At 33.5% G+C, this 22157-nt stretch carries 20 protein-coding genes; 8 read left to right on the forward strand and 12 right to left on the reverse strand.

All coding sequences use genetic code 11. From position 1 onward, the window contains the following. Window positions 1–5 precede the first annotated feature (5 nt). The 9 genes from AC13CQ_RS10405 to AC13CQ_RS10445 all read right to left on the reverse strand — a co-directional run bounded on the left by AC13CQ_RS10405 (window position 6) and on the right by AC13CQ_RS10445 (window position 8027). Window positions 6–500: a hypothetical protein gene (locus AC13CQ_RS10405; RefSeq protein WP_474507494.1), complete on the reverse strand. Its 495-nt coding sequence runs from the start codon at window positions 498–500 to the stop codon at window positions 6–8. Continuing rightward, window positions 490–1050 carry a hypothetical protein gene (locus AC13CQ_RS10410; protein WP_474507495.1) on the reverse strand — a complete coding sequence of 187 codons (561 nt, stop codon included), beginning with the start codon at window positions 1048–1050 and terminating at the stop codon, window positions 490–492. Before AC13CQ_RS10410 ends, AC13CQ_RS10405 begins: the two co-directional genes overlap by 11 nt. After that, window positions 1037–1522, reverse strand: coding sequence for an RNA polymerase sigma factor (locus tag AC13CQ_RS10415; protein WP_474507496.1), 486 nt, complete (start codon window positions 1520–1522; stop codon window positions 1037–1039). Before AC13CQ_RS10415 ends, AC13CQ_RS10410 begins: the two co-directional genes overlap by 14 nt. Then, window positions 1515–2360 (reverse strand): alpha/beta fold hydrolase, encoded by an 846-nt coding sequence (locus AC13CQ_RS10420; RefSeq protein WP_474507497.1) that lies wholly within the window; start codon window positions 2358–2360, stop codon window positions 1515–1517. Before AC13CQ_RS10420 ends, AC13CQ_RS10415 begins: the two co-directional genes overlap by 8 nt. Window positions 2361–2836: 476 nt before the next feature. Then, window positions 2837–3499, reverse strand: coding sequence for an ATP-binding cassette domain-containing protein (locus AC13CQ_RS10425; RefSeq protein ID WP_474507498.1), 663 nt, complete (start codon window positions 3497–3499; stop codon window positions 2837–2839). After that, window positions 3496–4035, reverse strand: coding sequence for a hypothetical protein (locus AC13CQ_RS10430; protein ID WP_474507499.1), 540 nt, complete (start codon window positions 4033–4035; stop codon window positions 3496–3498). Before AC13CQ_RS10430 ends, AC13CQ_RS10425 begins: the two co-directional genes overlap by 4 nt. A gap of 2 nt (window positions 4036–4037) precedes the next feature. Then, window positions 4038–4316 (reverse strand): helix-turn-helix domain-containing protein, encoded by a 279-nt coding sequence (locus AC13CQ_RS10435; RefSeq protein WP_474507500.1) that lies wholly within the window; start codon window positions 4314–4316, stop codon window positions 4038–4040. A gap of 344 nt (window positions 4317–4660) precedes the next feature. Continuing rightward, window positions 4661–5518, reverse strand: coding sequence for an RteC domain-containing protein (locus AC13CQ_RS10440; protein ID WP_474507501.1), 858 nt, complete (start codon window positions 5516–5518; stop codon window positions 4661–4663). A gap of 82 nt (window positions 5519–5600) precedes the next feature. Beyond that, window positions 5601–8027: an aminotransferase class I/II-fold pyridoxal phosphate-dependent enzyme gene (locus AC13CQ_RS10445; RefSeq protein ID WP_474507712.1), complete on the reverse strand. Its 2427-nt coding sequence runs from the start codon at window positions 8025–8027 to the stop codon at window positions 5601–5603. Between the two features lie 239 nt (window positions 8028–8266). Here AC13CQ_RS10445 and AC13CQ_RS10450 point away from each other — a divergent pair, with 239 nt between their 5' ends. The 4 genes from AC13CQ_RS10450 (at window position 8267) to AC13CQ_RS10465 (ending at window position 10549) form a co-directional block, all read left to right on the forward strand. Then, a complete protein-coding gene (locus tag AC13CQ_RS10450; RefSeq protein WP_474507423.1) occupies window positions 8267–8638 on the forward strand; it encodes a DUF7793 family protein in 372 nt (123 codons plus the stop codon). Between the two features lie 88 nt (window positions 8639–8726). Next, window positions 8727–9677, forward strand: a complete 951-nt coding sequence (locus tag AC13CQ_RS10455) for a helix-turn-helix transcriptional regulator (RefSeq protein ID WP_474507422.1) — start codon at window positions 8727–8729, stop codon at window positions 9675–9677. Between the two features lie 114 nt (window positions 9678–9791). Continuing rightward, window positions 9792–10220 (forward strand): MauE/DoxX family redox-associated membrane protein, encoded by a 429-nt coding sequence (locus AC13CQ_RS10460; protein WP_474507421.1) that lies wholly within the window; start codon window positions 9792–9794, stop codon window positions 10218–10220. A gap of 71 nt (window positions 10221–10291) precedes the next feature. Continuing rightward, entirely contained in the window at window positions 10292–10549 is a 258-nt protein-coding gene (locus AC13CQ_RS10465; RefSeq protein WP_474507420.1) for a DUF6520 family protein, read from the forward strand. Between the two features lie 104 nt (window positions 10550–10653). Here the strand turns inward: AC13CQ_RS10465 and AC13CQ_RS10470 are convergent, their stop codons facing one another. Genes AC13CQ_RS10470 through AC13CQ_RS10480 form a run of 3 tightly spaced genes read right to left on the reverse strand, consistent with a single transcriptional unit; the run spans window position 10654 to window position 17489 of the window. Beyond that, a complete protein-coding gene (locus AC13CQ_RS10470) occupies window positions 10654–12969 on the reverse strand; it encodes a zinc-dependent metalloprotease (RefSeq protein ID WP_474507419.1) in 2316 nt (771 codons plus the stop codon). A gap of 13 nt (window positions 12970–12982) precedes the next feature. After that, window positions 12983–14422, reverse strand: a complete 1440-nt coding sequence (locus AC13CQ_RS10475; RefSeq protein WP_474507713.1) for a RagB/SusD family nutrient uptake outer membrane protein — start codon at window positions 14420–14422, stop codon at window positions 12983–12985. A 16-nt stretch (window positions 14423–14438) separates the two neighbouring features. Next, window positions 14439–17489: a SusC/RagA family TonB-linked outer membrane protein gene (locus tag AC13CQ_RS10480; protein ID WP_474507417.1), complete on the reverse strand. Its 3051-nt coding sequence runs from the start codon at window positions 17487–17489 to the stop codon at window positions 14439–14441. A 989-nt stretch (window positions 17490–18478) separates the two neighbouring features. On the opposite strand from AC13CQ_RS10480, the gene AC13CQ_RS10485 reads away from it, so the two are divergent. The 4 genes from AC13CQ_RS10485 (at window position 18479) to AC13CQ_RS10500 (ending at window position 21901) form a co-directional block, all read left to right on the forward strand. Further along, complete coding sequence (locus AC13CQ_RS10485) at window positions 18479–18940, forward strand: helix-turn-helix domain-containing protein (protein WP_474507416.1); 462 nt, start codon at window positions 18479–18481, stop codon at window positions 18938–18940. Window positions 18941–19080: 140 nt separating this feature from the next. After that, complete coding sequence (locus tag AC13CQ_RS10490) at window positions 19081–20001, forward strand: hypothetical protein (RefSeq protein ID WP_474507415.1); 921 nt, start codon at window positions 19081–19083, stop codon at window positions 19999–20001. 11 nt (window positions 20002–20012) lie between these two features. Continuing rightward, the gene (locus AC13CQ_RS10495) at window positions 20013–20696 is read left to right on the forward strand and encodes a hypothetical protein (protein ID WP_474507414.1); all 684 of its coding nucleotides are present in this window, start codon (window positions 20013–20015) and stop codon (window positions 20694–20696) included. Between the two features lie 56 nt (window positions 20697–20752). Then, window positions 20753–21901 carry a hypothetical protein gene (locus AC13CQ_RS10500; RefSeq protein WP_474507714.1) on the forward strand — a complete coding sequence of 383 codons (1149 nt, stop codon included), beginning with the start codon at window positions 20753–20755 and terminating at the stop codon, window positions 21899–21901. Window positions 21902–22157: the final 256 nt, after the last annotated feature.

Consider the following 22157-nt stretch of genomic DNA (forward strand, 5'->3'; position numbering starts at 1 on the left):
TTGTATTAATTGCTTTCTATTAAACTTTGGTTTTTTCCATTGTCAGAAACATCGAACCACGTTCCATCATCAGAGGAGCCAAGGTTTATTTGGTTTCCATTTTTTCCCCACATTTTCAGTGTAGATGCCCCTTGAGGTTCTGCCATAAACAATACACGTTGGGATATTTTTGAATCAAGTGTTAAAAAAATATTTCCGTAAGAATCATCGGTTACATAGCCTCCTCGTTCTTGTCCTTCGTGGTCGTAAAGCATAACGCCTGACACTCCTGAATTATCTCCCCTGTAAAACCTATAACCAAATGATTGTGCCGGAGGAAGGTGTGTTCCTATAATTACCCTTTCAATACCTATAGAATCGGTAACGACAAGCCCTCTAACTTTTAGGACTTCATTGGACAGGTCAACTTCCACGTTATTATTCTTTACTATATAGGCCAATAAACCCACGGTTATCAATGCATTTGCTACCAATACGATTTTTAAAAATTTATTCATCATTTTTCAGTTGTTTTAAAATAAACAGTTCCTTTCTTATTTGTACGCCAATAAATACTGCCAAGCCTACAAATATAAAAACAGCAGACCAAAGTATATAAGTGTAAAATCCCGATGATAAATTTGCCTTGAATAGAGGGAGTAACCAAACAAAACCAGCTATATAAGTAGCAAAAAGTAGTGGTGTAATTAGAAAATGAATACGTTTCCTTATGTGATAATAGTCCATTATTTTTTTGTTGAATGCTTTCATATCTTTGTAAACAGGTAACTTCCCTTTTTTTAGCATACTAATATATTCCAGTATTATCCTTATGGCTAAGCTTCCTATCATAATACCAAGCCCCCAAAATGCCTGTGTATTTTTATAGGCTGAAATATAAAAAAAGAACAAAACCAGAATAAGAATGGTAATACCCAAAACAATTTGACTGGTACGTTGTTTTTTTAGGATATATGCTGATTTTTCTATGATATTTTCTATTTCTGTTTCAGGTGTTGGCGGAACGTTTCGTGTTTCCCACTGATTTTTTATGTCATTAAAATTTTTCATATGTTACACATTTTGAGAGTTGTTCTTTAATTCTATGGATGCGGGTTCGTACTGCCTGATGACTGATCCCTGTAATTTGCGCAATTTCCAATTGCGGGACATTTTCCAGCTCCAGCAGGATAATGGTTTTATTATCCGAGGAAAGTGTATTAATGCAACGGTACATTTCCATAAACTGATCTTCCTTTTCATCGGGATTAATGGTTTTATCAGCAGCAATATTTAATGTTAAATGTTTTACTTTTTTTCTTCTCAGTTCTTGCAAACAGGTATTTACGGTAATACGGTATATCCAAGTGCTTATATTTGAATTGTTCCGAAAACTTTGCAGGTTTTGCCAAACTTTTATAAATACTTCCTGAGCCAAATCTTTTGCCAGGTCCTCCCTGCCGTTTACATATCCCAGGCAAAGCCTGATTACATTCGGGTAATTTTTATAGTAAATATTTTGAAATTGTTCTTCTTTATTCATTGGTATTAAGTGCTTTTTGAATTTGTTCTAAAAGCCACTGGGGTTTATCATACATTACGAAATGTCCGGCTCCTTCTGCGAAAATAAGAGTATGATTTTTTAAATTTTTATATTGTTTGCCATAAGTTGATGCTACAGCTTCTTTTCCATAAGGTTGAGTGGCAGCAAATATGGTTACTGGAATATTGATTTTATTCAATTCGGATCTTAAATCCAATTTTAATAGATCAGTATATCCGTAAACATAGGTCTTGCGATCACTTTCTACCATCCAACGGGTTATTTGTGTTTGTTTTTCTTTGTTGTTAGTCATTTTAGAAGCCATTTGACCGGCCATTTTCTCAAAATCCTCCGAATCCATATTCAATATCTGTTGGTTGTAAGGGGTATCATAGGTAATGGCTTCGCTGTCATAATTGGGAATCATTAAAGCTCCCATAGCGGGTAGGGCATCTATTATTATCAATTGAGCGAATTGATTGCTGTCAGTCGCGAGCCATAGACCTAAAGTGCCGCCCATACTATGGCCTAATAGCACTGTATCTTGTAGATCATTTGTTTTTACATAGTTTTGAATATCTTCTTTGATTTTGGGCAGCCAGGGAAAATCAATGGGTGGTACTCCTCCAAACCCGGCAAAAGTAAAGGCGTGAACTTCATAATTTTCTGATAAGGTATTGATAATTTCTCCAAATACTTTAGGAGTACAGGTAAACCCAGGAAACACAAAAATAGGCTGTCCGTTTCCCTTAATTTCTACCTGAAAACTTTCTTGGGAATATAGCTGAAGACTAAAATTTAGCAAGAGTACGCTGAGGCAAATCATTAATTTTTTCATATCTAAAAGTTTTTGTTTTCCCTTTAGATGCATTTTTTATATAATGTTACGTGCTTCGAATGTTATTTTTTCGGCTATCATATTTGATGCGTTTGTCAAACATCAATAACTATAAGCCTCGATCCTTAAACAGATGTTCTGGAGCATAATCATTGAACCACGTATTGGTTATCGTTGAGGAAGGGGTTTTGGGATGGAAAGGTAACGTTTGAAAAATTAGACGTTTATTTGAGAAAGACTGACTGAAAATAAGAGTATCTCACTGATTAATATTCAAAGCTATAAAAATTCTTTATTTCCGAAATTTGGAAATTGATAACGGATCTTACCTAAAAATAAATTTGATAAACCAACTATCTTTGGTATCAAATGGGCTCCAAATAATTTGGCTTTTAAGAATAAATTTCAATATGGAACGTATTTATAAGTCCAGTTTGGCATTCATCGTTTTACTATTGAAAATACGTTTGAATCTATCATACCCGTTTGTCATTGCTTTTTTTATTAAAAGCAATCAAATTAAATAGTTCACGCATTCGGCTACGCACTCGCTTACCATACCGTTCTTCCAGTTCATCTGCATTCAAATTGGTTGTTGCATGGGTTTTTAATTTGTGCTTTAAGAAAAGATCGTAACGGGATAGGAGTATTTCACCCAACACATTACAATCTTTACCAAAATACCTGCCAGTAGGTTCGACTCCCAAATCATCAAAGCAATAAAACTGATGGTCTCCATATTGTTCAATAATTCTATACCCTATATTATTGAAACCAAAAACAATATTCCTAGTAGGAATAACTTCATAAGGGCGAAAATGTGGTACCATATGTTTCAACAAACGCATCATGGAAGTTTTACCACAACCAACCGGACCCGTAAGTAGGATGCCTTTATTAATATCTATCTCAAACTTATCACAACTTGCTTTATCTTTGATGAAATAACAACAAAGTTTATATAGTATATCACGGTCTTCATTATGAATTCTGAATTTCTTGCCGAACATAAGCTTACCCTTTGCTTCCAGATAAATCAGCATTTTATCAAAATCGTACTGGACATAATCCTTTTTGGGCATACCTAGACAAAATTGCACACCGCCCTCTATGATGATATGTGGATGGTCGAGTTTCATAAGGGTTCATTGTAATTCTTTTCAGAGGTTGTTTTTAAGTTGTCTCGAAAATGAACAAGTTCGAAAGGTTTCTTGCCGTTTTCAGAAGGATTAAAATTCGATTTATCAAAATCCTGCTGTTTGTTTTTGTTTTTAATGTTTTCTGTAGTTTGTATATGTTTGTTTATAGGTATCAGTGCTTGTTTAGTACTTGTTTGATTTTTAACAGAGCTGTTGTTTAGAGCTTGTTCGGTACTTGATTCAAAATTGAACATCTTAATTTTACTCCCCTTGAATGGGTTGTGTGATGGCATATACACCAGATATTTCCAATGACTGAGTTCTTTAATGCATTTGTGATAGGTGGCTGTAGATCCTATTTTTGATAAATGCATCACCTCTTCCCTGTTGATATAAAATTCTTCCCGAAAGTAGTTGCTGTTCCAGCATTGAAAAAGCGCTATATACAAGCTAACATGCGTTGGATTAAGCCTGTTATCTTTAGAAAATTGCTCGAACAAACCATTAAGGTGTTTGATATAATTGATCGCTACCACAATTATAACTTATTATGCACACGATTATTCTCCAGTACATTCATAATTTCATGGTAGTCGTAATACAAAATACCTCCTACTTTGGTATAGGGAATTGTCCCGTTAATTCTCATGTTCTGCAAAGTTCCAGGTGAAATCCCTAGAAGCTTCATGACTTCAGCCGATTTGAGCCACTTTTTAGATGAGCTTCCGTTTTGAGGTTGTAATAATTGTTTGATATCTTCTAACAATTCTAGTTTAAAATCATAAAGATCTTCTGTGGTAATAATACTTGTTGGCATAATAAAATTGATTTTTAAAAAGGAACCATCGCATTACTATTACCTAATTTGATGGCTCCTCATTGATTTAGCTCACGAACTTTAATATTTCATTAAATAGGTGTTCGTGAATCTTCGATTTGACTTTCTTAATGCAAACTTCAAAAGTTTAAATGGGAATATTTCGTAATGCCTTCGTAGTTACGAATCAATTTTAACATTTTAAATTTTACTGCATTTTGGAGTGATTTGTTATACCCTTGTTTGGTTAAGGACATTAAATGGGTATAAATTTTATGATGAATCAAATAAATTTGTTAGTTCGTAACCTTATCGTAATTACGAATACTTTTCTTACATATTTTTTAATGTTCAGCTGAAAAATTATCATCATTTTCCATCTTCTCATTGAATCGCTTAGCTAATTCTTCAAGAAAACGCGTCCTGCTTCCTTTTCTGGCTTTAATTTCGAAGTAGGTTTTATACAGATTATCCAAATTAATATCAAATAGCATTTCAAATTTGGTGGCTATGGATTTGATATCATCCTTTCCGTTATTAATAGCTCTTATAGCATGCAGCGCATAAATAAGTTCTGTAAGTGCTGCCTTGGAAGATGTCCATTGAAGCGATTTGGCGAACTGTTGCTGCGAATGCTGTTCTTTATTCTGTAATTCTATTTCTTTTATTAAGCTTTTCACATAAACAATAAAATGATTCATTCCCTTTACTCTCGCCCAAAGCATATCTTTTGAGGTAAAAAATTTTGGGTCGAGGTAACAAGCTTCAGGAAGTGCATACACAGGGAACTCTTGATTTTCACGGGTAAAGTATTGTTTGTCCAAATAGGTTAATTCTTGCTCCATATAATGCACAAAATCCCAATTGCGGTTGAAGAATTTATTGATGCGACGAATCTTCTTTTTAAGAAAGGACAATTGGTTATTGACACCTATTTTAGGCATTAAAAGTTCACAGGAACGGACTTCACTAAAATACACGAGAAAACTCAGTGGTTCTGACTTAATCTTTTTAAAAAAATGAATTTCTGCCTTTACATGTTCAAATCCATGTTTCTCAACAATCTCTTTTAAAAGATACAGCGCATTATTGCACAGATGAATCCCTTCATTTGACTTTTTTAAGGAAATTCTTTTGTCTGACTGTATAGTAGCAAGTTTATGAGTAAACTTATCAATTACATGTCTGTATTTTCCATTCATCCGTATTTAACTTTAAATACCTTGAGGAATAGGAAACCTGTTACTTACTTAGGGTAATGTTTCTAAAGGTATTGTGTGAAATTTATTTTTTAGTTTCCATCATTTCCATAAGCTCTAGGGAAAAATTATCCTTCGCTTGTATGTAGGCACTTTTCTCTGTGATGTCGGCTCCAATTTTTCGTTTTTCAAAACCAGCGGTCAACCCAAAATCAATAATCTGACAACCTATTTCACCTGCTCTTTTTACCGTTTGAAAGAGTAATTGGCGATACACTTGATGCTTAAACGCATACGTATAATCCATCCCCACAAAAGCAGGTACATAGGTGTTCCCGCTATTTTTATAACAAAACATCACCCCCACGGGAATTTCTTTTTTAAGGTCTACAAAAGTTGGTTTCAAAGTAAGTACAATAAATTCCCACGCATTGATATCCGACATATATTGCAACATATGCTTAGGGAAGGCAAAGGTATTTAAACCAAGGTTGTTCCTTCTAACATTTTCAAAAAGCGAATAGAATGTATCTATTTGATTTGGTAGAATCTTATTTAAGATTTCGATATTAAAATGGGATTCAAAAGGCGCTATATCCTTTTTAAAATGCCTTCTTGATTTTGATGACAAGGTCTTCAAGTAGCTTTCGACTCCATTCCATTTAAGGTTTTTAATCATACCAGCTTCTGGCATTGCCACTTTAAAAAAACCATGATTATGAAAAAACTCGTTAAGCACTTCTAGGGTATCAAAATCCCTACATATAAGCATCGATGGATTTAGGGTATCATCCAATTTTTCAAGCTCATTAAATAAGCGGTGCATCGCATTTTGCCACAAGGGATGATTGTTATCCAGGTATAGATGCTTCCCTTCTGTAAAAAGCGAACCCATGCTCAGTACATAGGAAGTCATATGATATGGCTTGTCTAATCTGATCCGTTCAATTTCTTTTGAAACTGAAGCAGGTGCCAACATATCTTCTTTCCAAAGAGCATAGGTAAAGAAAGTCGCCAAAATAACCTTTCCTAGTGGGTCTCGAATAATGAAATAATAGAAATCCCATTTTTCTTCCGCCTTTTGATTGTTTGAAAATGTTGTTTCTAGAAACTGAAGCCCATCCCAATCAAAAACCCCACGATCTCCAAATAATGCATTCCAATCGTCTTTTTCAATAGCTGCAATACAACGCTCCACTTGAACACTTACGCCCTCTGATTTATTTTCAACAATATGTTTTAACTGTCTTTTAGGTAAATTAAACGCTTTTCGAACACTATCATTTGAGGAAAAGGTAGCTTCTAACGCTTTGGGGTAATGATATTCCATAGCTGCTACCAAAGCTTTTATTTCTTCTTTTTCATTATGTCTGGAAATGGTAATTCTAACCCCTGTGTTTTTAATAGGAACGGCAGGAAAAATCCCAAGATTTACAAAAAATCCTTCGCCCATTAAACGGTTTACAAAATTATATCCTGTAATGGGCATCCCTGTACCGATGTAAAAAACGGGAGAGTCATTTCTTTTAATTAAGGGCAAATCAGTTTTAGCTAATTCCGTATTTAAAAAATTAATACGTTCTAACAGTTCTTGCTGAAGCGTATAAATTTCAGGAGAAAGATGGATATCGGCAGAAGCAATTGCCGCTGCCACAGAAGCTGGTTCTAATTGAGCTGAAAAAGTAAGCGGTCCTCCAAAGGTTTTAATCTTACTGTACATTTTTTTATTGGAGCATACCAATACGGAACCACTGGCACCAAAGGTTTTACTGAGTGTTCCAAACAAAAGCACATGTTCCGGCAGTTCATGAAGCTTACTCATAATAAACCCAGTCCCGTTTCTTCCTGTCCAACTCATTCCATGCACATCATCAAAATAAAAGTGTAGTTGTGGATATTTATTGCTGAGCTCCATCAGTTCCAATACAGGTGCTTCATCACCATACATGGAATACAGACCATCAGCCATGTACCATATTCTTTTGTACTTTGAGGAGAGCTTTTTAATCTTATCTTCCAACATATTCAGATTATTATGTCGAATCATCTCAATGGGAACGCTCCGTGTCTTTAAAGTTTTTGCCGCACTTTGTACACTCCAATGCACTTGATGATCGAGTATAATGGCATCGCGATCGGAAACGGCACTTGGAATAACTCCGATATGTCCCAAGCTACTATTTTTAGTGATAATCACGGGATGCCCATACATTTCACCAAGCTTTTCCTCTAGGCTACGATACAAAGGATGCGATATATAAGTTTTAGATAACGGGAATTGCGTACCGTATCGAAAAATAGCCTCAGCAGCAGCTTTCTTTAGTCGCTGATCCTGTTCCAGTCCTAGATATCCGGTAGTTCCAAAATGGAACAATAACTTTTCCTTGATACTTATTTTTCTTCCAGTAAATACGTCCCCATCTGCATATAAATGAAGTACCCCTTGTTTTGTTGCGTCAGTGAATACTTCATCGACAGTATCCAGAAAATTGTTGCGTTTAATTTTAGCCATACAGAAACAAATTTTATGAGTTTAACGAATGCATCACATTGGAGCATATTAATAATCAACACTTTAAACTAATTAAAATTCATAAGTTCAAACGATCAAATCCCGCTATACAGTTAAAATAATCCCTTACAGACCAATAAAAATCCTTTTCAGATTAATATTACCCAGTATCTATTAGTTAAAATGACTATTTGTCAAAAAATTATTAATTTGGGGAGATTAAACAAGTACCAGTTATTATGAATATTGAAAATAATTTTGCATCCTTCTGGATTCAAAAGGGCATTCTCTATTTCAAATACAAAGAGGATGTAGACATTGATCTAGCCGCTGCCCTACAAATAGTAACTGATAGGTTGCAGCTGCAAAAAGGAAAAACCTATCCTATTTTATGTGATACAAGAGGTGTTAAAAGTATAGACAAAAACGCCCGCCGATATCTTGCTAGTGAAGGAGCTATTTTTATTAAGGCTTTAGCCTTAGTCTGTGAAAACCCCTTATCTCGTATCTTTTCGGAGATTTATATCCAAGGAAATACACCTCCCATCCCTGCCAAAATATGTAATGATACCAAGGAAGCATTATCGTTTCTTCATGGATATCCATCGTAGCCGATAAAATATATTACAAATTGAATATTTATTAGCTAACATTTCCAATAGGCGCCCTCCAATACTTATACAATAAAAACTATTACTTATGTGTACCAATGAAGATAATATCCGTTTAGAAAAAATATACCTCCAATTGTTAGAAGTGTCCAAAGGTAACTTTTCTACCCGTATCGAACGAACGGAGCACAAAGATGACTTGGAAGCGCTGGCTGCACTAGTTAACATGGTAACAGAAGAAATTAAAGATTCCTTTTTACATCAAGGCTATGTGAATTTTCACGATTCTTATGTGCTTACTACGCAAATACTATTAGTTTTAGACCGTAATTTTTGCATTGAGGAAATCAATAAAGCTAGCTATTCATTTTTAGGTTTTGAGTATGAGACCCTCATCGGAAAAACCTTTGATACTGTAATCACTACTGAATCAAAAGAGAAATGGAAAATTATTGAAAAGGCTATAAAAACTTCTTTAGAGACTGAGCACACTATAAAACTATCCTTTAAAACACAAAAGGGATTAGAGCTTCCTGCTTTTTGTAGGGTCATTCATTGTACAAGTGATACTTTCCTAAAAGATAAAACCATCATCACCAGTTTTGATATGGTACAAACACGAAAATGTATAGAGGAAAGAACACAAAATAAAATACAAAGCCGACTATACCTTCCCAAAAAACATAAAAGAAAACAAAGCGTCCTTCAGCAAATTGATATAGAAAAAATAAGAGCCATAGGCGAACACATTAAAAATCACCTAGATGAAGATCTACCCACTTTAAAAGATATGGCGCTTACCTTTGGTACCAATGAATTTAAACTAAAAAGAGGATTTAAAGAATTATACGGCATGACCGTTTTCCAGTTTTTAAAAGAAGAACGTCTTAGAAAAGCCCATGTTATCGTTGAACATTCTAATAAATCATTTAAAGAAATTGCTAAAATGGTAGGCTTTAAAAATTCCACCCATTTTTCAAGGGAATTTAATATTCGCTATGGATATCGCCCAAAAGTACTTAGAGCTACCAAAGATTAATCACAAGTATCTCATCCAAAGATAATTAATCCCTTACAGACCAATTATTATCCAAGAGGGATCAATCTACCTTATTAATTTTATACTATTCATTATCAAACAGATATAAATAGCATGAAATGGCATCAAAAACATACAAAACTAATTACGGAAATCATTAGTATGCTTTTTGTGTTACTATTTGTTTATGCAGCAGTGAGTAAGTTTTTAATTTTTCAGGATTTTAGAGGTCAATTAAGCCAAGCTCCTATAGCAGGTGGGTATGCGAATCTATTGGTTTGGCTTATTCCTATGATTGAGATTGGTGTTACCATAATGCTACTGCTACCTAAACTACGTTTAGCAGGTATATATGCCAGTTTAATCTTAATGGTAATATTTTCAGTTTACATCATAATCGTCCTAAATCTAAATACCAACATACCTTGCTCATGTGGTGGAATCATCAGTAAATTGAGTTGGAAAGAGCATCTGATATTCAATCTTTTTTGCATCGTTTTATTAATCATAGCCATAGGAACAGAACTTAAAAAAAACAAATAAAAATATCCGGATAGATAGGGGATTCCGAAAACCCTGAATAGAGTAGGAATAATATTAAAATCATGTAACTTATGAAAACTAAAGTTTTAAAATCAGTATTACCAATTGCTGCAATCGTATTTGCAATTGGATTAGCATTTGCCACAGAGGCGGAAAATGTTATAACAACGGGATATTATTTGCATCCAACTTTTGGAGTACAACAAGTACCAGGAGGCGTTAATTGCCCAACAGAGGGAGATGAATATTGTATCTATGATGATCAATACGAAGTCTTTGCTGATGAAGACTTAGAAATTCGATTGTACAAAGAAGAAAACAATCAATAAATTTTAGGTTGTAAAATAAAGGTGCCTCAAATTTTAAGGCACCTTTATATTTTATAAACACATTCTCATTATTAATCAAAAACAAATATTTAAAGTTTATTTTTTTAATCTAAATTATCATTAATTTGTTGCAAGAGCAGAGACAAATGCCCATGCACCATTGGAGTGTTATTATATTTTAAACTTTCTTCAATGCTTATTCTTAGTTGATTTAAGAGGTTTTTAAACCTTCCTTTAGCTGTCTGGTTGTAATGATAGGGAGTCTTGTTGAATTTAGAGTTCAAACTATCTTCTTCAATTATGGAAAGTAGCTTATCTACATAAATTGCCTGCATTTCAATTTTTCGAAAATCAGTCCCCTTATCGGTGTGATTAGACTCTGAAAATAAAGCTGATTGTAATTTTAGTAAAAGCTCATCGGTTAGACCATTATACACCTCTCTTTGCTCCATATACTCCAATCTACTCATTCTATATGCTCCAATGAGTTCCAATAACAATAGTGTTTGTTTAGCGGAAATTTTATCATTATTTAGCGTATATCCTGTCCGTTCAACTACTTCGGGAGAAGAAATCCAATTAGAAACAGCAAAGGCATTATTAAGTAAAAAATCCATCGCCTGTATTTGTTTTTTTCTGGGAATTGGTGTAAAAATATTGCCTAGTTGTCCTCCAGATTTGTATTGTATGGTATACCCTCCAATAAGAGACATGACTTGTCGCATTTGATTATACCATAGATTTAATGTCTTATCATAAAGTCTCTGAGTAAGCGCATTATCTTTCTTGTTGCAATTAATCTTTGGCAACAATTTTATAACCCTTTCCATGTTTTTTAAAGCCAATGTCGCACTTTGGACAGGATTTGTATTATCGACTACTTCATCTGTGGTTCCTGGACCTCTAACTTCATATCGTGAAATATTGTAACGATACCAGGGCACTGTATCCTGTTGTCTAATTAAGTTTTCTAAAAAAAATATCTCTTGCTCCTTTGTTCCCTGAATTTTTGAATATCCCCACTTTATGGTATAAATATCAGCGGGGCCTATTTTTTGTATGAGTAATGGAGCAGAAATACTATCTTCTGGTTGAGCCACATTATTGTGCCTAGTGTAACTCATTACACTTGCTGTATGCCCCATTCTTTTTAGCCATCCTTCATCTCTCAACATATCAATAGGATAGCTGTATTCTCCATAATTCGAATCTTTTATACCAAAGGCATGTCCAGTTTCATGAGCAACTAAAAATTGTATAAGTTCACCTGTTAATTCATCTGGAAAAGGATATTGCTGCGCTCTTTTATCTAAAGGTGCACACCTGATAAAGTAATTATCTGAAAGATTTTGAGCGGAGGTTCTAATCAAAATATCGGCTTTTAAAATCTCACCAGACCTCCAGTCGATAACCGTAGACACTGTGGAGCCACTTGTGTCCTCTTTTCCTCTGATATGATTCCCTGTAAGCCATCTAACAACAGATGTGTGAATATTATTCTCAATGGTACTTCCATCTGACAATTCTTTAATTACCAAAGCATTTTTGAAACCAGCAGCTTCAAAAGCAGGTTCCCATTCTAATATCCCAGCTTTAATAAAGGGTCTCCATTTTTTTGGAATTTTAGGTGAAAGCACAAAAGTGATAGGCTTTATGGGATTACTAATCGCTTTTTCCGGATCTTTCTTTTCTAGACGCCATCTAACAATACTACCAATGCTGCTTGTAGTATTATGGTTGATTTGACTACTTAGATTTTCTGTAAAAAATCCCATACGATGATCAAAAAGTCTTGGATGCATTGGCTTTGGTAATTGATAAAAACCAAAATCAATATTTAATATTGTACTCTTACCATTACTAGCAACAGTTAGTGTGGTTTGGATAACCAGTTCATCCTTATACATATTGATGTTATCTACAAAAGAATTTTGCTTTAGGACTTGTTCATTTTTATCATCCCATAACACTTCATCAAATAATAAATTAGTTATATTAAAACGAAGATGGGTTGTATCCTTCCCATTTTCCAAAATCGGAAATCTGCCAAGAATAATGTTTTTAGTACTAGCTCCTTCATTTGGGATGATAACACCTGTTTCAGATTGAATTGGTGGTAACTCTAAAGACACATAGTTTTTGTGCTTTGAAAAAATAACATGTTTAAACTGATGTTTAAAAAAGTCATTGTCATACCGTATCCATAAAAATGGTTTATTTAGTGCGGTAATAGGTAAGTTCACAAAAGCTTCTCCATCTACTACTTCAGCATTAAAAAAAATACGCTCTAATTGGCTCTGATGCATCCCATTTTTGTGAAAGGAATACTTGTTACTGTTCATCCCAAAAATGCTTCCTGTATTTATTATAATTAAAATACTCAGTAAAAAAGTCTTTACAGTTCTTTGTAATATGTTCATAATTATATTTGGATTAATAACCATCATTTTGTGGTTGTAGGTTTGGGTTTAATTCGAGTTCTGCTGTTGGAATAGGAAACAGATAATCTGTATCGTTCCATGAAGGTTTCATTTGACTTAAAACTTCAGCTCCTCGGTTCGTCCTTTTCAAATCAAACCAGCGTTGTCCTAATTCTGTAAAAAGTTCCATTTTTCGTTCATGCCAAATGGTGGTTAGTAAATCACTTTCAGTCATTACTGTAGTATTCGATAATCCAGCTCTATTACGGATCATATTTAAATCAGATTGAGCTCCAGCAATAGTTCCCAAATGTGTTCGGGCTTCAGCACGTATTAGATATTGCTCGGCTAATCGAAATACAACTGAGTATTCTAAAGAAGCATCAGTAGAATTAAATGTTTCTTTGTACTTAAAAGGATAAAATAAGGTCACCCCTTCATCACTAGTAAAAGTGCCAACCCAATGCGTTCTTCTCAAGTCTCCAGATTCAAAAGACTCCAAAAAGGAATCACTGAAAGAGAAGGTCTGACCTGGTATCATTTGAATAATAAATTGATTTGCTTCATAGGTGTTTTCGTGGCTTACTCCATTAGGTTTGAATTGCCATAAGGTTTCACGAGATTCTTTTAAAAAAACAGTAGTGATATCGGGTTCTAATAGATATTCACCAGCACTTATAACTTCACTTGCCATGGTTTCTGCAAGTGCCCATTGTTGAGTAAAGAGGTAAATTCGTGCCAATAGTGCTTTCGCAACTATCTTACTTGGAACTACACGTTCTTCATGTACCTGATTATCATCAAAAAGCTGGATCGCTTGATTTAAATCTGAAATAATGAACTGATATACTTCTTCCTCTGTATCACGACTAACCGTATTATTAACGATATAATCTGTTGTATTTATGTATGGTATAGGTCCATAAAGCTGTAATAAAAGACTATGCAAATAGGCTCGAACAAATAAGGCTTGTGCCATATAGTGATTACGGTCATTACTATTTAATACAGTTGAATTTGCTAATCCTTCAATCACATCATTGGCCGCATAAATTAGATTATAGGTATCACTCCACCATGCACTTGAATATGAATTGGTAGCCGTAATAGTATGATGATAAAACTGCAAATAATTCTCGTTTGTTAAATAATAATCTAATTCATCCGAATAGGTACTTAAATGGATACTTAATCCTGAACTTCCTGAAAGTAGGCTGTTATCACGCATATTAAAATAGATGTTTGCCATGGCAGATTTTACAGTAGCTACATCTTCAAATACTGTTTCAGAAGCGAGTAAGTTTTTTGGAGGGTCTAAATCGACAAATGATTCACATCCATAATGAGTGATGGTTGTCATTAAGACTAATAACCATTTTTGAAATCTATATTCCAATATGAAAATTAGGATTTCGTTCCAGTTCTTTTTATGCTTATATGTAGAATGTAACATGATTTCAATATTTAGATTAAAAAGTTAATTGTGCTCCAAGGGTTATCTGGCGTAATGGTGGTAGTGTAAGCTGAGAGTCCTGCTCAGGATCTGGCCCATCATAATTTGTTATGGTCAAAAGATTCTGTCCTTGTATATATACATTAGCGTTTAAACCTCTGGTTAATGTATTGGGAACTTTATAGGTAAGCGTAACATTCCTTAAACGAACGTAGGATGCATCAGATATTACAGCATTGCTTTCGCTGAAATAACCTCTTGTAGGGCCTACTGAGATTAAGGATGCAGTAGATTTCATTATTGGCGCGATGTCACCAACGTTTTGCCACCTATCAAATAAAGAAGACGGTTTGTTTTCCATAAAACCTGGGGCAGAATTTGCTCCTCTGTATTGGTTATACGCTTTTTGTTTTTTAAACTGAAAGAAAAAATCAAGTGTGAAGTTTTTGTATGTTAATGTATTCCCTAATCCCCCAAAGAATTTAGGGGCAAGGTCTTCTATCCATTGTTTATCGTCTAAAGGGCGAATTTCACCATCCTCATTATAATCTTCAAATTCATAAAGACCCGTCTCTGGGTCAACCCCTAAAGAATGGTATAAACGTACCATAGTCAATGGCTTCCTAATGATATATCGGTTAGAAAACGTGGATGATTCAAGGCCTGGAAAAGCAATGAGTTTGTTTTTAGGAAGTGAAAGATTAAAAGTGGTTGTCCATTTAAAATCAGAATTTTTAAAATTCACTGAGCGAAAATCAAACTCCCATCCGGTATTCTCAACCGTAGCATCAAAATTTCCAGTCATGGACGAGAAACCAGTAGTTGCGGCTAGTGGTATTCCCACAAGTTGATTAGAAGAACGATTTCTATACCATGAGGTATTCAAAATAATATGATCTTTCAAAAAACTTAATTCTAAAGCCGCTTCTAATTTGCGATTTGTTTCCCAGCCGAATACGGGATTAAATACACCTGTAGGCTCAATAATAGTTGCATCATCATAATTTTGACCCGTAACACTATATGTATTTAAATATCTATAGTCTCCTATGTTGTCACTCCCTGTGCTGCCATAGCTACCTCTCAATTTACCAAAACTTAAAAAACTAAGGCTTTGTAAAAAAGACTCTTCAGAAAATAACCAAGCAGCACCAATGGCTCCAAAATTTCCAAATCTTTTTCCTGGACCAAAGCGTGATGATCCATCCCTACGTCCCGTTAAATTTAAAATATACTTACCATCATAATTCACATTTATACGGCTAAAAAGTGCATTATAGTTATATTCACTATCCACGTCCCTCAATGTTTCAAGAGAATTGGCTGCTGCAAGATTATAGATAAGACTGTTATTTGGAAATCCTCTGGCTCTCAATATTAATTGCGAGGTGTTTTGTTCTTGGAATGTACTTCCTACAAGAATATTCAATGCTGCTTTACCAAAACTAGAATCCCAACTCAACTGCGGTTCCACAATCCAAGAGGTACGTTTTGATTGATTGGTATTAATTGATGAATTTTGCTCAGGAGTAAAACCAAAACTTGGGTTTCTAGAAGTGTTAGGTAATATTCTATCGGATTCTAATTTGTAATCTGTATAGCCTAAGTTAGTTTTAAACGACACACCAGAACCAAAGTTGTATGAAATATTGGCATTTGTCATAATAGTGGCTATTTGTGCATTATATTCTTCCAGTAATGATGCCATGGGATTATCCCATGAATTATTCTCCCAATTAATTTCACCTTCATCAGTATATAATGCTGGAGCATTTGGAGGTAATTTATAAGCTTTAGGCGTTAAATCTGCTCGTGGTAAATTATTGTCTTCAAGGATGTAATTGATAGAAACGGTTGCTTTAAACTTATCATCTGAGGTACGATGGCTCAATGTACTATACCCTGATATTTTTTTATATCTTGAATCGCCAGGAAAAACAGTAGTTTCTTTTTGATAACTTCCACCCATGTTAAACTGGGTTTGTTCGCTACCACCCGATAGGGTAATAGTTGCTAAGTTTCTGTAAGCTGTATTGCCTATGAGTACTTTTTGCCAATCGGTATACCTGTTTTGACCCCATGACTTTAGGTCTGGCCATGCAAAATCGAATGAGGGGTCACTTAAATAGTTCTCAAAACCATCATTAATGATACCCTCTCTACGTACTTCCAAATACTGTTCTGTATTCATTAAGTCCAGAAAATGCGTAACATGTCCTAGAGAACTACTTATATTTACTTGTGTTTTTAGTTTTCCGGACTGACCTTTTTTGGTAGTAATCAATACGACACCATTAGCCCCACGGGAACCGTATATTGCGGTGGCATCCGCATCTTTTAACACTTCAATACTTTGAATATTCGCCATATCAATGGCATTAAGCGGACTAATATTTCCACCATTAATTTCCCCCGCTAGTTCTCCTGCACCTAAGGAACTAGCTCCATAAGGAACACCATCTATAATAAATAAAGGTTCAGTATTTCCGTTTATAAAGTTTTTTCCACGGATTTCAATATCATAGCCACCGCCAGGCACTCCGGTGGTTTGAACAATATTAACACCAGGCATATAGCCCTGCATGGCTCCCAAAGGATTGTTGACAGGTTGTTTTTCTATATCAACAGCTGATATACTAGAGATATTTCCAGTTCGTTCTTTCTCAGAAACCGTATAGTACCCGGCATTTACCACCACTTCACCCAAAGCTGTTACATCTTCTTTAAGTGTCATATTAATGGTGGTTTGATTGCCAACAAGGTGTTCTTGTGTTTCATAGCCCAAGGCTGAAAAAACTAAAATATCTGAGATTGCCGCTTCTATGGTATAGCTACCATCAAAGTCTGACACACTTCCTTTATTCGAATCTTTAATTTGAATACTAACTCCTGCTATAGGAATGCCATTTTTATCAACAACTTTACCTTTAATTTGCTGTTGTATAACTGTAAGGCTTATATTGTTAGAAATAGGTAGTGCCCAAGTATGCATTGTCAAGAGCGTCAAGGTTACATAAAGGGAGTAAATAAGCAGTCCTTTTACCTTGTTTAAAAAGGTATTTTTCATAATTTTGAATACGTTTAATTAAACTTCGTTTTAATTGAATTTGCCCTCCAGTAACCCGTCAAAGTGATTGGAGGGTTTCTTTTTGACATATATAAACGGCTTTTAATTGATTGTTAACTTTTCATTATTATCATAGCCAATTAGGTTTATATAGTTTATCCATACTAGCTATGATAGTATACCTAGGCAGGCTACCTATAAAGACACAGGATTTACACCCACCTGATATACCCAGCTAATTCAAATAATTATTCCATAGGCAATTGTTTTAAATAAATACATAGCACCCCCCTTACCTCAGTAAGGATTATTATTTAATTTCAAAAGATTTCGTCACATGGCCGGATACCATGAAATATGTGTAGTGATTAATTACAGGAGAAAAAATGTAATGAAGTACCGTGGCACAGTAAAGCTAAGATGTCTATTACTTCAATAATAAACATCGACAAGCAATAACCTAACCTAAATTATAACGTCACTCCTGTAACAAATGAGTATCCTAAATAGGACACTTTGGTTTTTTAGGATAAAGGATATGGTATACCGTAAAGGCCTCATTATACTGTGCCTTGGTAATATTTAACCCTCTATTCCTGATACATTTCTTTACTTGGTTTGTCATATTTTAAAACCATGCATTAAAGCAACGCTTCTATTAACCAAGAAACCTATGCTAAGAATAGTTGAGTAAGCCTAAATTATAAATATAAAAAGGCATGGAACTCAGCTTATTGAACGGCGGTACTGGTATACCATGCAACAATAAGTGAGCCCACGCCATAAGACGTGAGCATCTTACTTATCATCTCGTTGCTAAAAAGTACCAGTTTTCCGTTCGAGATTCAAAGCAATTGCTTCTAATATTTTCTATTTGAAGAATTGCAAATATATTTCTAATATCAAATATACGCAATTATATTAAAAACGACAAAATTTCATTTGAAACTATTTTTTATCGTTACATCTATTTGTCAATTTGACATGTGATGAGATATAAGAATGAAAAATTACTGTCAATAATTGGTAAAAGAATCCGAGACCAAAGAAAAATTAAGGAGTTAGAGATAGAAGATGTCGCTGAAATGACGGGATTCACTTACAATACAATTTCAAACATAGAGAATGGATCTGAAACATATTTCTCTTATTTTGTGGAAGTTTGCTTAGCTATTGATATTCATCCTAAGGAGATATTAGATTTTGATATCAAAATAATGCCTAGACGCAAGCTTTCTCCTCAAAGGAGAGAAAAATCTAGATTAACATATAGAATTAAAGCATATATTAAAAATGGCTTTTTTAAAACTCCAAAAACCACAAGGGAAGTAGTCATAAAGTTAAAAGAGGACTATAATTTCGATGCTGCTTCAAAAGATGTTTCATCAATTCTTGGGAGACACTTAAAAGCAGTCAAAAAAGGAAACAGAAATTTCTACAAAGAAAATTAGTACGCAAAACATATATCTCCGTGCATGTTACTTTTCTTAGTTGGCTTTTTTGTTTTATAGGGTTATGGTTTTCCGTAACTAAAATTGAAGGTTATTTATTACCTTACAATCTTTAGTTTACATTTTGAGCCTTAATAAAAATGCCCACAGAATATACCAAAGAAATTAGGACTATTTTAAATCACCCATGGAAACGACAAATGATTTTCCAGGATAAAGTACGGTGGAACAAAATTTGGGCTTCATTGGACACATTCGACGATACACAAGAGGCTATGAATTATTATTTAAGTTTAGAAGAGTTTGGTCCATATAACGGTGGCTATCTTTTTACTTATGGAATCCTACAAGCTATTAATCTGCAACAAGATGCTTTAAATAATTTATTAACAGCACTATTTAATAAGTCAATAAATTGGAAAACAGAGTATCCAGAGCTTTATAAAATTAGAGAACACCGCAATGATTCTATCGGACATCCAACAAAAAGAGGAAATGATAATTCCTTCCATCTTATTGGTAGATCCTCAATATCTAAGGGTGGTTTTACATTAGCTTCTTATTTCCCAAAAACAGGGGAGAAATCAAAATTTGAGGACATTAATATAATTGACAGTATAAATTCTCAAGCCGATTTATTAAAAAGCATTATTTCAGAAACTATGAATAAACTAAAAGAGGAATTTAAAAATCATAAGTCTAAATTTAAAGGAGCTGAAATTAAAAGTGTTATACCAGACACATACCATTATCACATTTCAAAACTATTTGAACACTCTCACAAAAACTGTCCTTTAGTTGAAGCTAATTTTAAGACTATAAAGGAAACAATATGCGAAATAAAAACAGAAGTAGAGAAAAGGTATATTAAAATAAATGCCTTACCAGGAATGGAAGACACTTTAAACCAATTAGAATACATTATTAATAGACTTGATATGGCTTTAATCCGAGATAAAATTGAAGATGAAAATGAACTACGGATATTTATACAGGCACTAAAAAATAATTCTGAGGATTTGTTTAAAATGATAGAAGAAATTGATAACGAATTTCAATAGACTATATAAAAATGACAGAAAAAGAAATTCGAAAATATATCAATCGGTTAAATGCTGGAAAGGCGAACGAATCTATTTTTACGCGAAAAATCAGTCCGAATGTGTATGTTGCTAAGGTATGGCCAGAACAACCCAAGGCGACAGATGCTATTGTCGGTAATTTTCATTCATATCAATTTTACTTTATAAAAAATGAATCCAATAAATATATCGGAGCTGTACTGGATATGTATCGAGATTTACATTGGTACATGATGCCTAATTATAGAAAAAAGGGTTATTTAACAAAAGCTTTGCAAGGAGCTATTCTTCCTTATATTTTTTATGATGACAGAGAGGTTCAGAGAATAACTATAGAAGAAGCTTCGATAGGGGAAGAAAATTATTTGAATTCTAAACGAGTAGCAATTAATCTTGGATTTAAAGCTGTAAACCACTTAGAAATGGAATTTGAACTTAAAAAAAATGATTTCGACTGGAGTAACGAGAATCTTAAAGAAGTTGATAAAACGGTTTCTAGTGAACGATTTGAATTATTAAGGAAACGAGCCTTTTATGCATATAAAACGCTCTATAAAATAAGTGATGAATTATTAATGTCGGTTGATGATGATAAAGCTTTGAAAGAAGTTGCTGATGAAGTAAAAAAATACACTTGGAAAATAGAAGATCTAGAATGGGAGCAAAATAAATAATCCATTTATTATACACTATGATCAAATAGTCTTGAATTTAAAACCAATAATTCAATATGCACTTCCACAATTACAATAAAGAAACACTTCAAAAAGTTCATCAATTATCTCAAGGGTTTATTTTAAGTTATGATTCAAATAACGAAGTAGTCCTGTCTATTAAAACAACAACAGGTTCAATCGACGCGTTAGTAAGAGGATGTCCTATAATTTTATTACTAACAAAGAATGAAATGCTAGTAACTTTATATATAATAGATAATAAAGATAACCCGCTTTATTATAGAGGAAATTGTTTTAGTGAATTAGATAATAGATTTGAAAATTTTGAAAAAATTATCATTGATTTAATTCAATCGACAAGCTTTAGGTTAATAATCCTAAATGAAGCAAATTATCAAATAGTAAATTCAACATTTAATAAAAATAACTCCATTAACATTTTTACTAAATGGATCGAAAATGAAGATAGAGAATTTAAAATTACGCTGTGTGACAATTTTAACTTCTTATACGATAAAAAAGTTATTTATATTGATGCTGATAAAAATGAGATTTGGGAACGAAATCTAATTAATAATAAATCATATTTCGATTACAATGAATATTTAAAAAATGGCACGCATGGTTATAATCAGGAGTTTTCAACCAGAACCATTCTTTCTAAATTTTATCAACCAAACCTTGAGTTATTTTCATCATTAAAAAAAATAAATAAAGAAGAGTTTTCAGATTTTTTAATTATCTACAATAACGCAATTTTAATTATTGAATCGAAATACACATTAAGTACTAAACAGACTAAATTTAATGATGCTATCGTTAAAGCTATAAAACAATTAAATACAGCTGAAGAGATTATAATAAAAACCCCTAGTGAAATTGATAATGAATATGTTGTATCTAAAACACAACACTTTCCGTTGATTTTAAAAATTTGTATTTTTTATGATGATGGAAGAAATTTGACAAAGGCATTTAAAAATATAAGTGATAGATATAATATTGAAATATTACCAATTTTTATTTCAATAAATATATTAAACCAATTTATGTCTTACTCAAAAATACAAAATGATAAAGATTTTAAATATAACATTATTAGAAATTTACTGGAATTGAGAAAAAAATTTGTTAAAATTAAAGAAGTGGTTATAATAGATGGCTTTGATATAAATACTGGAGCAATTAAGTTGATAAATTAAAATATACACTTGAAGGCTCACCCCACAAAACTCCTCCCAATGGACTTGAAACAACTGAAGCTTTACGCCTTCTTCAAACGCATGTCACTCACCTCCATATTCTAAAGACGGTTTTGACTTAATGGTCTCATGTTTTCAATGTGCAGTCGCAGTTTTCAGTTATCTGTTGCTTTTTGGATTGGATTTATATCATTTTTTAATTAAAATCAAAACTATATGTATATATATACATTTATGCCCAAATAGGTCCCCCTTC

Source organism: Galbibacter sp. L-19, assembly GCF_056857615.1.